This is a genomic window from Pseudomonas abietaniphila (genome assembly GCF_039697315.1).
GTDB lineage: Bacteria > Pseudomonadota > Gammaproteobacteria > Pseudomonadales > Pseudomonadaceae > Aquipseudomonas > Aquipseudomonas abietaniphila_B.
Map to the genome: position 1 here is coordinate 4245980 of NZ_CP155619.1, position 13051 is coordinate 4259030.

Below are 13051 nucleotides of genomic sequence, written 5' to 3' on the forward strand. Positions count from 1 at the left end.
CGAATCGAACAAGAAGAGAGGAAACGGGATGAAGTTAGCCATTGTTACGGCCTGTCCGAACGGAAAAATCAGCAGTGTCCTCAGCGCCCGTCTGCTCGACGCGGCCGCACAGCGCCAGGGCTGGAGCACCTCTGTCGAAGTGTACGATCCGCGTCATCCGGAAAAACAGCTGTCCGCCACTGACATCGAAGCAGCGGACTGGGTGCTGGTGGTCAACACCGGCCCACTGGATTTGCAGCGCTTCTCGGGCAAGCGTCTGTATCAATCGACGCCGTCCCGGGCGCTGCAGGATGTCGACAGCTTTGTGCATTCGGCCAGCGAACTGGCGTCGGTTTACACCGCCAGCGTAAACGCGGAATCCGAAGCGCCTGCGGTCAATGCGGCGCCGCGTCTGGTGGCCGTCACCGCGTGTCCTACGGGTGTGGCGCACACCTTCATGGCCGCCGAGGCGATCCAGCAAGCGGCGAAAAAGCTCGGCTATGACCTGCAGGTGGAAACCCAGGGTTCGGTCGGCGCGCGTAACCCGCTCAGCGCTCAGGCGATTGCTGACGCGGACGTCGTGTTGCTGGCCGCCGACATCGAGGTGGCCACCGAGCGTTTCGCCGGCAAGCCTATTTATCGCTGCGGCACCGGCATTGCACTGAAACAGTCCGAGGCGACGCTGAAAAAAGCGCTGGCCGAAGCGCAAGTCGAATCGACCGCCACAGCGTCGAAGGCCTCGACCAAGAAAGATAAAACCGGCGTCTACAAGCACCTGCTGACCGGTGTGTCGTTCATGCTGCCGATGGTGGTGGCCGGTGGTTTGTTGATCGCGCTGTCGTTCGTGTTCGGCATCACCGCCTTCAAGGAACAAGGCACGCTGGCCGCCGCGCTGATGCAAATTGGCGGTGATGCCGCGTTCAAACTGATGGTGCCGCTGCTGGCGGGTTACATCGCTTATTCCATTGCGGACCGGCCGGGCCTTGCGCCGGGCATGATCGGCGGCCTGCTGGCCAGCACCCTGGGTGCGGGCTTCATCGGCGGCATCATCGCGGGCTTTCTGGCGGGCTACAGCGCGGCGGCGATCAACCGTTATGCCAAGCTGCCGGCCAGCGTCGAGGCGCTCAAGCCCATCCTGATCATTCCACTGCTGGCGAGCCTGTTCACCGGGCTTGTGATGATCTACGTGGTCGGCAAGCCGGTCGCGGGGATGCTCGAAGGGCTGACCCACTTCCTCGACAGCATGGGCACCACCAACGCCATTCTGCTGGGCGTGTTGCTGGGCGCGATGATGTGCGTCGACCTGGGCGGCCCGATCAACAAGGCGTCGTACGCGTTCTCGGTCGGTCTGCTGGCGTCTCAGAGCTACGCGCCAATGGCCGCTGCGATGGCAGCCGGCATGGTGCCGCCGATCGGCATGGGCATCGCCAGCGTCATTGCCCGTCGCAAGTTCGCCCAGAGCGAGCGTGAAGCAGGGAAGGCGGCGTTCGTGCTCGGCCTGTGTTTCATCTCCGAAGGCGCGATTCCGTTTGCCGCGAAGGACCCGCTGCGGGTGATCCCGGCGAGCATCGTTGGCGGTGCGCTGACCGGCGCGCTGTCGATGTTTTTCGGCTGCAAACTCATGGCGCCCCACGGCGGCTTGTTCGTGTTGCTGATCCCGAACGCGATCAACCATGCGCTGCTGTACCTGCTGGCGATCATCGTGGGCAGCGTGGTGACTGGCGTGTTGTATGCCGTGTTGAAGCGGCCGGAAGCGGTGGAGCTGGACGCAGTGCCCGCTGGCGCTTGATTCACCGACGCTGAAAACCCTGTGTGAGTGAGCTTGCTCACGAAAGCCGATGTTCAGGCGCTGCATGTGCGGCGGATGTACTGGCCCCTTCGTGAGCAAGCTCACTCACACAGGGACCGCGTGATTCCGTTTGCCTTGCTGACTGTCACATTCCTCCAACAATCCATTGTTAGGTTCCTTTCTTTGGCATTCGCTTGAGGGGGAAACAATGACTCAGTTCGACCTGACACGCCGTCGCATCATTCAGGCCGCTGGCGCCGGATTACTTTTGCCGGGTCTGGCGCCCGCCGTAATCGCCTCGGTCAAGGACCGTCCGAAAATGACCGACGGCGTGCAGTCAGGCGACCTGCAGGGGGATCGCGCGATGGTCTGGAGCCGCAGTGATCGGCCCTCGCGCATGGTCGTCGAGTGGGACACCCGCAGCATGTTCACTAACCCGCGCCGCACGGTTTCTTTGCTGGCCGATCAGCGCACCGATTTCACTGCACGCGTCGAGCTCACCGGGCTGCCAACCGACCAGGCCATCTTCTATCGCGTGTTCTTCGAAGACGCTCAGACCGGCGTTGCCAGCGAGCCGTGGTTCGGGCATCTGCGCAGCGTGCCTCAGGCCCGTCGCGACATCCGTTTCGTCTGGAGCGGCGACACCGTTGGCCAGGGTTTCGGCATCAACCCGGACATCGGCGGTATGCGCATCTACGAAGCCATGCGACTGCGTCTGCCGGACTTCTTCATTCACAGCGGCGACACCATTTACGCCGACGGTCCGGTGCCTGCCGAAGTGGTCACCGAAGGCGGACGGATCTGGCGCAACATCACCACCGAAGAGAAGAGCAAAGTCGCCGAAACGCTCGATGAATACCGTGGCGCTTACCGCTACAACCTGATGGACGAAAACCTGCGTCGCTTCAACGCTGAAGTCCCGCAGATCTGGCAGTGGGACGACCACGAAGTGAGCAATAACTGGTCGCCGAGCAAGCAGCTGGACGACCGCTACAAAGTGAAGGACATCCAGCTGCTGGCGTCGCGCGGACGTCAGGCGTTTCTGGAGTACGCGCCGATGCGTCTGCAATCTGCCGATAACGGCGGTCGGGTGTACCGCAAGCTCAGTTACGGTCCGATGCTGGACGTGTTCGTGCTCGACATGCGCAGTTACCGCGACGGTAACGACGCCAACCTGGCCGACAAGCCCGGTCCGACCACGGCCTTTCTCGGGCGTCAGCAACTGGACTGGCTCAAGCGCGAACTGCAGGCGTCCGGCGCGCAATGGAAGGTGATCGCTGCCGACATGCCCATCGGTCTGGGTGTGCCGGATGGCGAAATCAGCCCGGGCGTCATGCGTTGGGAAGCGATCGCCAATACCGACAACGGCGCGCCAAAGGGGCGTGAGCTGGAAGTCGCCGAGCTGCTCGGTTTCCTGCGTCAGCAGAAAATTCGCGACACGGTGTGGCTGACGGCCGACGTGCATTACTGCGCCGCGCATCACTATCACCCGGACCAGGCAGTGTTCCAGGATTTCGACCCGTTCTGGGAGTTCGTCGCCGGGCCGCTGAACGCCGGCAGCTATGGACCGAACACGCTGGACAAGACCTTCGGCCCTGAACTGGTGTTCCAGAAAGCCCCGCCTGCGCAGAACACTTCGCCGTTTGCCGGGTTTCAGTTTTTTGGCGAGGTGAACATCGATGGGCAGAGCGGCGAGATGACCGTGACCCTGCGCGATCTGGATGGGGTTTCGGTGTTCGAGAAGAAGCTGGCGCCTGCTCAGGTTTGATCAAAAATTGAATGAATAGCACCGTGTAATTCTGTGGGAGCGAATTCATTCGCGATTGGCCCTTGCATGTGCCACATCTGTGTTGCATGTACCACCGCATCGCGAATGAATTCGCTCCCACAGAGAAGCTGGTCACCTTCAATGACTGCGGTTGTACGATCACTGCGCAATTCCCGGTAACACTCTCCGTCCCGCTGGCCTATCATTAGGCACCTAACGACGGCTCAGGGTTTGGCGTGCATGCTGGCAATATTTCTGGAAACCCTGAACATCACGGCACCGGTGTTCGCCATGTTGTTTCTGGGCGTGGTGCTTAAACGCGTTGGCTGGATCAACGACAGCTTCATTCACACCGCGTCCTCGCTGGTGTTCAACTGCACGATGCCGGCGCTGCTGTTTCTCGGCATCATTCACGCCGACCTGCACGCGGCCCTGCAACCGGGCGTGCTCATTTACTTCATCGTTGCGACCCTGGCGGGCTTTGCCCTCGTCTGGGGCTGGGCGATTTATCGCGTGCCGTTCGTGGAACGTGGCATCTATGTTCAGGGTGCGTTTCGTGGCAACAACGGCGTGATCGGTCTTGCGTTGGCCGCGAGCATGTACGGCGACTACGGCATTTCCCTCGGCGCCATTCTCGCGGCGCTGGTGATCCTGTTCTACAACACGCTTTCCACCGTGGTTCTTGCGGTCTACAGCCCGGTGATCAAGTCGGACCCGTGGAGCATCTGCAAAAGCGTCTTGGCCAACCCCTTGATCATCAGCATTGTCGCCGCGACGCCATTCGCGTACTTCGGCATCGGCCTGCCGAAATGGCTCGACACTTCGGGCAGTTACCTCGCACAAATGACATTGCCGCTGGCTCTGATGTGTATCGGCGGCACGCTGTCGCTGAAATCGCTGCGCGAAAGCGGCGGACTGGCGGTCAGCGCGAGTCTGATGAAGATGGTCTGGCTGCCGCTGATCTGCACCATCGGCGCGTGGCTGCTGGGCTTCCGGCATGCGGAGCTGGGGATTCTGTTTCTGTACTTCGGCGCACCGACCGCCTCAGCGAGTTTCGTCATGGCGCGGGCGGCGGAAGGCAATCACGAATTGGCGGCCTCGATCATCGTCATGACCACGCTCGCCGCGGCGGTGACCACCAATATCGGGATTTTCATTCTGCAGTGGGGCGGCTGGATTTAGATCCTGAGGGCGCATCAAGCTGTAGGAGCGCGCTTGCCCGCGATGGGGGGGGCAGCACCGCATTTGTTGGCTGACATGATGCAACCGCGGGCAAGCGCGCTCCTACCGATCACAAAATCCTGGCAGATTTTGAATCAATGCTGCCGACGCCACGTCCTGACTGTCCCGATCAGAACGCACACCCCCAACACTGGCAGCGCGTAATGAGTCATCAGCCGTTCCAGCCGTCCCGCCAGCGGCATGCCCGTGGTGAACGAGACGATATGCAGGCCGTACACCGCATACAGTCCCAACAGCAGCAACCCTTCCACTCGGGTAATCCGATAACCCGAATAGAACAGCGGCAGGCACAACACCGCGACGCCCAGCATCACCGGCAAGTCGAAATCCAGCGCGTTGGGTGAGATCGACAGCGGCCCGGAGGCGATCAGCGACGTGATGCCCAGCACGCCCAGCAGGTTGAACAGGTTGCTGCCAATGATGTTGCCGACCGCAATGTCCCGCTCCCCGCGCAGGGCGGCGACCAGCGAGGTCATCAAGGCGGGCAGGGAGGTCGCGACCGCGATCACGGTCAGGCCGATCACCCGTTCCGACAAGCCAAGGTCCTGAGCGACGACCACAGCCGCGCCGACGAGCAAATGGCTGCCCAGAATCAGCAGCGTCAGCCCACACGCCATCAGCGTCAGCTTGCCCAGAATCGGCCACACCTTGCGCTTGGGTACGGCGTCGGTGACCTGGAAATGCCGTGCACCGTGGGCAAACTGGCGGATCACGACCGCGAGATAAACGGCCATCGCGATTAACAGAATCACGCCGTCCAGACCGCTCAGGACACCGTTCCACGCCAGCGCGGCCACCAACGCCGTGGCGCCGATCATCAAGGGCAGGTCGACCCTGACCATCTGCCGCGCCACGCGCAGCGGAATGATCAACGCCGACAGTCCGAGCGTGACGAGAATGTTGAAGATGTTGCTGCCGATCACGCTGCCCACGGCGATGTCCGTGCTGTCGGTCAGCGCCGCTTGCAAGCCGACCGCCATTTGCGGCGCACTGCTGCCTAGCGCGACAACGGTCAGACCGAGGAACAGTGGACGTGTTTTGAGCAGGGCAGCCAGAACCACGGCGGCACGCACCGACAGTTCGGCACCGATGATCATCATCAGCAGCCCGCCGATCAGTTCGATCAGCGTGGGCAGCGAAAGGGTAGAGAAGGCGAGAATTCAGGGCACCTTTCGGTCAGGGTCAGTCGTCAAGGGCTTGCACCCGGACTTGGGCGGTTCCGCTGCGCAGCATACCCAATTGTTCGGCGGCTGCACGCGATACGTCGATCAGCCGGCCGCGAGTGTGTGGACCACGGTCGTTGATGCGGACCACGACCTTGCGATCATTGTCCAGGTTGGTGACCTGCACGCGGGTGCCGAACGGCAGTTGGCGATGCGCGGCGGTCAGGGAGTTCTGGTCGAAACGTTCACCGCTGGCGGTGCGCTTGCCTTGATGTTGGGCGCCGTAATAGGAGGCGCCGCCTGTTGCGTTGTAGCCGTGTGGATCGATGATGCCTTCACTGGCGCAACCGGCCAGCAGAGAAAACAGGGCGCAAGCGCCGAGGAACCGCCACATGGGTCACCGTCCTTTGGAAAATTTTGCACATGACCTGTAGGAGCGTGGCTTGTCCCGCGATCGGCTGCGAAGCAGTCGTCAAATCGGTAAATGCGGTACATCAGGACCCTTTGCATTTGCTGATCTGCTGCCGCTTCGCGCCAGATCGCGGGACAAGCCACGCTCCTACAGTTCAGACCGATGCTGACTGGATCAACCTTCCAGCTTGCGCTTCAACAGTTCGTTGACCTGCCCCGGGTTGGCCTTGCCTTTGGACGCTTTCATGGCCTGCCCGACGAAGAAGCCGAACATCTTGCCGCGTTTGGCTTCATCGGCAGCGCGGTACTGTTCGACCTGCTCGGCGTTGGCAGCCAGCATGTCATCCAGAATCGACTCGATGGCGCCGCTGTCGGTTACTTGCTTCAGGCCGCGTTTCTCGATGATCTCATCAGCGCTGCCTTCGCCGTTGGCCATCGCCTCGAAAACCATTTTGGCGATCTTGCCGGAGATGGTGTTGTCGGTGATGCGTTGCAGCATGCCGCCCAGTTGCTCGGCGCTGACCGGCGATTCGTCGATTTCCACGCCTTGCTTGTTCAGCAACGAACCCAGCTCGACCATGACCCAGTTGGCGGCCAGCTTGGCGTCGCCCGCAATGCCGACCACCTTCTCGAAGTAATCCGCCTGTTCGCGGCTGGAAGCCAGCACGCTGGCGTCGTATAGCGACAGGCCGAACTGCGACTGGAAGCGCTCGCGTTTCTGTGGCGGCAGTTCCGGCAGCAGGGCGCGGGTTTTTTCCAGGAACGCGTCCTCGATGATCACCGGCAGCAGGTCAGGATCGGGGAAGTAACGGTAGTCGTTGGCTTCTTCCTTGCTGCGCATGGCGCGGGTTTCGTTGGTGTTCGGGTCGTACAGGCGGGTTTGCTGGATGACCTTGCCACCGTCTTCGATCAGGTCGATCTGACGTTGAATCTCGCTGTTGATCGCTTTCTCGATGAAACGGAACGAGTTGACGTTCTTGATCTCGCAGCGGGTGCCGAACTCGACCTGGCCTTTCGGGCGAACCGACACGTTGCAGTCGCAACGCAGGGAGCCTTCGGCCATGTTGCCGTCGCAGATGCCCAGGTAGCGGACCAGCGCGTGCATCGCCTTGACGTAGGCAACCGCTTCCTTGGCCGAACGCATGTCCGGTTCGGACACGATTTCCAACAGCGGCGTGCCGGCACGGTTCAAGTCGATACCGGTCATGCCGCTGTAGTCTTCGTGCAGGCTCTTGCCGGCGTCTTCCTCAAGGTGGGCACGGGTGACGCCGATGCGCTTGATGGTGCCGTCTTCAAGGGTGATGTCCAGATGACCCTTGCCGACAATCGGCAATTCCATCTGGCTGATCTGGTAACCCTTCGGCAGGTCCGGGTAGAAGTAGTTCTTGCGGGCGAACACGTTGTGCTGACCGATCTCGGCATCGATCGCCAGGCCGAACTTGACCGCCATCTGCACGGCTTCCTTGTTCAGCACCGGCAACGTGCCGGGCATGCCCAGGTCGACGAGGCTGGCCTGGGTGTTCGGCTCGGAGCCGAACGTGGTGGCGCTACCGGAGAAAATCTTCGATTGGGTCGTGAGCTGGGTGTGAATCTCCAGCCCGATGACGACTTCCCATTGCATGCGTTTTCTCCTTAGAAGCCTTCAGGCGAGCGAGTGTGCCAGTCGGTAACCAGTTGATATTGGTGAGCGACGTTGAGCAGGCGACCTTCCTGGAAGTACGGCGCCAGCAATTGCACGCCCACCGGCAGACCGTCGGCAAAACCGGCCGGCATCGACAGGCCCGGCAGGCCCGCGAGGTTGGCGGTGATGGTGTAGAAGTCTTCCAGGTACTCGGCGATCGGGTCGGCGTTCTTGGCGCCGATCTTCCAGGCCGGGTTCGGCGTGGTAGGGCCCAGGATCACGTCGACTTCGGTGAAGGCGTTCATGAAGTCGTTCTTGATCAGACGACGAATCTTCTGCGCTTGCAGGTAGTAGGCGTCGTAGTAACCGGCGGACAGCGCGTAGGCACCGACCATGATCCGGCGCTGCACTTCAGGCCCGAAGCCTTCGCCGCGCGAGCGCTTGTACAGGTCGGTCAGGTCTTTCGGGTCTTCGCAGCGATAGCCGAAGCGCACACCGTCGAAACGCGACAGGTTGGAAGAGGCCTCTGCCGGCGCGATCACGTAATAAGCAGGGATCGCGTGCTGCAGGTTCGGCAGGCTGACTTCCTTGACCACGGCGCCGAGCTTTTTCAGCTCTTCGACGCTGGCCATGACCAGATCGGCGATGCGCGGGTCGAGACCGGCACTGAAGTATTCCTTCGGCACACCGATGCGCAGACCTTGCAGCGAGGCGTTAAGGCTGGCGCTGTAATCCGGGACAGGCTCGTCAATGCTCGTGGAGTCATTGATGTCGAAACCGGCCATGCCTTGCAGCAGCAGGGCGCAGTCTTCGGCGGTGCGCGCCATCGGGCCCGCCTGATCGAGGCTGGACGCGTAGGCGATCATGCCCCAGCGCGACACACGACCGTAGGTCGGTTTCAGGCCGGTCAGGTTAGTCAGCGCCGCAGGTTGGCGAATCGAACCGCCGGTATCGGTGCCTGTCGCGGCAGGTAACAGACGAGCGGCAACCGCCGCCGCCGAACCACCCGACGAGCCGCCCGGCACGTGAGCCAGGTTCCACGGGTTTTTCACCGCGCCGTAGTGGCTGGACTCGTTGGCCGACCCCATGGCGAATTCGTCCATGTTGGTCTTGCCCAGCGTCACGGTGCCCGCCGCTGCCAGCTTGGCAACGACGGTCGCGTCGTAGGGCGCCTTGAAGTTGTCGAGCATCTTCGAGGCACAGCTGGTGCGGATGCCCTTGGTGCAGAACAGGTCCTTGTGCGCCAGCGGGGCGCCCAGCAGGGCACCGGTTTCGCCCGCCGCACGACGGGCGTCCGCGGCCTGGGCCTGAGTGATGGCCAGGTCTTCGGTGACGGAAATGAAGCTATTAAGCTGCGGGTCCAGCTGGGCGATGCGCGCCAGCAGGTTGCGGGTCAATTCTTCGGAAGAAAACTTTTTATCGGCAAGTCCGCGAGCGATCTCTGCCAGAGTCATTTGATGCATTGCAGGCTCATTCCCTTAGTCGATGACTTTCGGAACCAGATAAAGGCCGTCTTCGACCGCTGGTGCGATGGCTTGATAGGAATCGCGATGATTGGCTTCGCTGACCACGTCTTCACGCAGCCTTTGCGAGGCTTCAAGCGGGTGTGCGAGGGGTTCGATACCGGTGGTGTCGACCGCCTGCATCTGGTCAACCAGCCCTAGAATGCTGTTCAGTGCTTCGGTAGTACGCGGGATATCGGCGTCATTGAGCCCCAGTCGGGCCAGATGAGCGATTTTTTCCACGTCGGAGCGATCAAGCGCCATGGGGTTCTCCAGTGGAATGCGTACGGGATGGACCGTACGTCAGATTGCGGAACACTACGCTCTTTAAACGGTCATAAGGCCGCGATCGTCGAGGGTAGCGCTCGGAAAAACAGCCAATTTAGCATATTGGCTCCTTGCCCAAAATCCCTGTCGTTGTTAGAGTTTGCCGCACTTTTTTACCCACGCGTTCCCTAGGGTCCCTTTCCCATGTTCAAGAAACTGCGTGGCATGTTTTCCAGCGATCTTTCCATCGACCTGGGCACTGCCAACACCCTTATTTACGTGCGTGAGCGCGGTATTGTCCTGAACGAGCCATCGGTTGTGGCCATTCGGACCCACGGAAATCAGAAAAGCGTCGTTGCTGTCGGGATGGAAGCCAAGCGTATGCTGGGCCGTACTCCGGGCAACATCGCTGCCATTCGTCCGATGAAAGACGGCGTCATCGCCGATTTCAGCGTGTGCGAAAAGATGCTCCAGTATTTCATCAATAAAGTGCACGAAAACAGCTTCCTGCAGCCAAGCCCTCGCGTGCTGATCTGCGTACCGTGCAAGTCGACCCAGGTAGAGCGTCGCGCCATTCGCGAATCGGCCCTGGGTGCCGGCGCACGTGAAGTGTTCCTGATCGAAGAGCCAATGGCCGCCGCCATCGGTGCCGGTCTGCCGGTCGAGGAAGCACGCGGGTCGATGGTCGTCGACATCGGTGGTGGTACTACCGAAATCGCCTTGATCTCCCTGAACGGTGTGGTTTACGCCGAATCCGTGCGCGTCGGCGGCGACCGTTTCGACGAAGCGATCATCACCTACGTGCGTCGTAACTACGGCAGCCTGATCGGTGAATCCACCGCTGAACGCATCAAGCAGGAAATCGGTACTGCCTACCCGGGCGGCGAAGTGCGTGAAGTCGACGTACGCGGCCGTAACCTGGCCGAAGGTGTTCCACGTGCCTTCACCCTGAACTCCAACGAAGTGCTGGAAGCGTTGCAGGAATCCCTGGCAACCATCGTTCAGGCCGTCAAGAGCGCGCTGGAGCAGTCTCCGCCAGAGCTGGCATCGGACATCGCCGAGCGCGGTCTGGTCCTGACCGGTGGTGGCGCCTTGCTGCGTGACCTCGACAAACTGCTGGCTCAGGAAACCGGTCTGCCGGTGATCGTCGCCGAAGACCCGCTGACCTGCGTGGCACGCGGCGGTGGCCGTGCGCTGGAAATGATGGACAAGCACACCATGGACCTGCTCTCCAGCGAATAACTCGCCGGAGCGCTACCCTGATGAGCTCGACAGGCAGCATCTCCCGGTGCTGCCTGTGCGTGTTTGATTTGTTGACGTCCTGCTGTTGTATTGAAAGCCTGATGCTGCAAATCTGACGCCCCTGTATTTCCATCAATCCGCACCAGGCCGGTTTCATGTCGCATGAATAAGCACAGCCAAACACAAGCATCCCTGGAAGGAGCGGCCCATTAAACCGCTTTTCTCAAAGGGCCCGTCGCTGGGCGTTCGTCTGTTGGTGCTGGTCGTCCTGTCTGTGGCCGTCATGGTCGTGGACGCGCGCTTCACGCTGCTCAAGCCTGTTCGCAGTCAGATGTCGCTGGTCCTGATGCAGTCGTACTGGATCGCCGACTTGCCTGAACGTTTGTATCAGGGCGTTGCCAGCCAGTTTGGCAGTCGCACCGAACTCGCCGCCGAAAACGAAAAACTCAAGACCGAAAACCTGCTGTTGCAAGGCCGCCTGCAGAAGCTCGCCGCCCTGACCGAGCAAAACGTTCGCCTGCGCGAGTTGCTGAACTCTTCGGCGCTGGTCAACGAGAAGGTCGAAGTCGCCGAGCTGATCGGCATGGACCCCAACCCGTTCACGCACCGCATTATCATCAACAAAGGTGAGCGTGACGGCGTGGTGCTGGGCCAGCCGGTGCTCGATGCACGTGGCCTGATGGGCCAGGTGGTCGAACTGATGCCGTACACCTCGCGCGTACTGCTGCTGACCGACACGACCCACAGCATCCCGGTCCAGGTGAACCGTAACGGTTTGCGCGCCATCGCCAGCGGCACCGGCAACCCTGAGCGTCTGGAGCTGCGCCACGTGGCCGACACCGCCGACATCAAGGAAGGCGACCTGCTGGTGAGTTCCGGTCTTGGGCAGCGTTTCCCGGCGGGCTATCCGGTGGCGACGGTCAAGGAAGTGATCCACGACTCCGGCCAGCCCTTTGCGATCGTTCGCGCGGTGCCGACGGCCGCCCTGAACCGCAGTCGTTATCTGTTGCTGGTGTTTTCTGACGGTCGTTCTCCTGAAGAACGCGCCGCCGACGCCGCGCAACAGCAGGAGTCGCTTGACCGTCAGGCCGCCGACCCTGCCGCCGTGCCTTCGGCCACCGTGCCGGGCGCCGCGCCAACGGCGACACCGAACAAACCGGTCGTGCCGGCCACGGTGCCCAAGCCTGCAGCGACGGGCCACAGCGCTTCGCCAACGCCGGCAGCAACAACGCCTGCCGCAGCCCCTGCGTCTGCCGCGACGCCTGCCAAGCCTGCTGCGAGCAAACCGGCCGCCAAGCCGGCCGCGAAGCCCGCCGCACCTAAACCGGCCACGCCGGCTGCCACTCCGGCAGCGCCGCGCGAGAGGGAAGAATAATGGCTCGTCACGCTCCCGCACGAAACGGCTGGGTGGTCTGGCTGACCTTTGCCATCGGTCTGCTGCTCAGCGTCTCGCCGCTCCCGCAATTCATGGAAATCTTTCGCCCGCTCTGGCTGGCGCTGCTGTTGGCGTTCTGGGCACTGGCCTTGCCACACAAGATCGGCATGGTCACCGCCTGGATGCTGGGCTTGGCCGAAGACGTCTTGTATGGGACGTTACTGGGACAGAACGCGTTGATCCTGACGCTGATCACCTTCCTGGTCCTGTCGTTGCAGCAACGCTTGCGCATGTTCCCGATGTGGCAGCAATGCCTGGTGATTCTGGTGATTTTCGGCCTCGCGCAGCTGGTCCAGCTGTGGCTCAGCGCGCTGACCGGCAACCGCCAGCCGACCCTTGCGCTGGTACTGCCCGCGTTGGTCAGTGCCTTGCTCTGGCCGTGGGTCAGCTACGGACTGCGCGGCCTGCGCCTGCGTTTGAAGATCAATTGACGTGCAGATCATCTGATTGACCTGTGGGAGCGAATTCATTCGCGAGATGTCGGTGCAGCCGATGGAGAGATATCGCCTGACACGACGTCTCGCGAATGAATTCGCTCCCACGGGATATGGCTCGGGCAATGTCTGGCAGATGTCTTGTGAAAAACCGGATCGATCTGAACACCGACGTGCTCTTCGCCAGTTCTCACGCAA

Annotated in this window: 11 protein-coding genes; 6 read left to right on the forward strand and 5 right to left on the reverse strand. The window is 61.5% G+C overall.

The window, feature by feature from the left end; translation table 11 throughout:
• The first annotated feature begins 28 nt into the window (after positions 1 to 28).
• From ABDX87_RS18725 to ABDX87_RS18735, 3 genes are all read left to right on the forward strand, one after another.
• The gene (locus tag ABDX87_RS18725; RefSeq protein ID WP_346829223.1) at positions 29 to 1768 is read left to right on the forward strand and encodes a PTS fructose-like transporter subunit IIB; all 1740 of its coding nucleotides are present in this window, start codon (positions 29 to 31) and stop codon (positions 1766 to 1768) included.
• Between the two features lie 208 nt (positions 1769 to 1976).
• Positions 1977 to 3536 (forward strand): alkaline phosphatase D family protein, encoded by a 1560-nt coding sequence (locus ABDX87_RS18730; protein WP_346829224.1) that lies wholly within the window; start codon positions 1977 to 1979, stop codon positions 3534 to 3536.
• A gap of 240 nt (positions 3537 to 3776) precedes the next feature.
• Positions 3777 to 4718 carry an AEC family transporter gene (locus ABDX87_RS18735; protein WP_346829225.1) on the forward strand — a complete coding sequence of 314 codons (942 nt, stop codon included), beginning with the start codon at positions 3777 to 3779 and terminating at the stop codon, positions 4716 to 4718.
• A gap of 134 nt (positions 4719 to 4852) precedes the next feature.
• On the opposite strand, the gene ABDX87_RS18740 is transcribed toward ABDX87_RS18735, so the two are convergent.
• The 5 genes from ABDX87_RS18740 to gatC form a co-directional block, all read right to left on the reverse strand.
• Positions 4853 to 5905, reverse strand: a complete 1053-nt coding sequence (locus ABDX87_RS18740; RefSeq protein WP_346833562.1) for a calcium/sodium antiporter — start codon at positions 5903 to 5905, stop codon at positions 4853 to 4855.
• 55 nt (positions 5906 to 5960) lie between these two features.
• Entirely contained in the window at positions 5961 to 6335 is a 375-nt protein-coding gene (locus ABDX87_RS18745) for a septal ring lytic transglycosylase RlpA family protein (RefSeq protein WP_346829226.1), read from the reverse strand.
• Positions 6336 to 6527: 192 nt separating this feature from the next.
• Positions 6528 to 7973, reverse strand: coding sequence for an Asp-tRNA(Asn)/Glu-tRNA(Gln) amidotransferase subunit GatB (gene gatB / locus ABDX87_RS18750; RefSeq protein ID WP_346829227.1), 1446 nt, complete (start codon positions 7971 to 7973; stop codon positions 6528 to 6530).
• An 11-nt stretch (positions 7974 to 7984) separates the two neighbouring features.
• Positions 7985 to 9436, reverse strand: a complete 1452-nt coding sequence (gene gatA / locus ABDX87_RS18755) for an Asp-tRNA(Asn)/Glu-tRNA(Gln) amidotransferase subunit GatA (protein ID WP_346829228.1) — start codon at positions 9434 to 9436, stop codon at positions 7985 to 7987.
• A gap of 15 nt (positions 9437 to 9451) precedes the next feature.
• The gene (gene gatC, locus ABDX87_RS18760) at positions 9452 to 9739 is read right to left on the reverse strand and encodes an Asp-tRNA(Asn)/Glu-tRNA(Gln) amidotransferase subunit GatC (protein WP_074755999.1); all 288 of its coding nucleotides are present in this window, start codon (positions 9737 to 9739) and stop codon (positions 9452 to 9454) included.
• A 207-nt stretch (positions 9740 to 9946) separates the two neighbouring features.
• Between gatC and mreB the strand changes: the two genes are divergently transcribed.
• The 3 genes from mreB to mreD all read left to right on the forward strand — a co-directional run bounded on the left by mreB (position 9947) and on the right by mreD (position 12850).
• On the forward strand, positions 9947 to 10984 hold the full coding sequence (gene mreB, locus ABDX87_RS18765) for a rod shape-determining protein MreB (RefSeq protein WP_020292894.1): 1038 nt from the start codon (positions 9947 to 9949) through the stop codon (positions 10982 to 10984).
• A gap of 256 nt (positions 10985 to 11240) precedes the next feature.
• On the forward strand, positions 11241 to 12359 hold the full coding sequence (mreC, locus tag ABDX87_RS18770) for a rod shape-determining protein MreC (protein WP_431061263.1): 1119 nt from the start codon (positions 11241 to 11243) through the stop codon (positions 12357 to 12359).
• Complete coding sequence (gene mreD, locus ABDX87_RS18775; protein ID WP_065990112.1) at positions 12359 to 12850, forward strand: rod shape-determining protein MreD; 492 nt, start codon at positions 12359 to 12361, stop codon at positions 12848 to 12850. The genes mreC and mreD overlap by 1 nt, the downstream gene beginning before the upstream one ends.
• Positions 12851 to 13051 lie beyond the last annotated feature (201 nt).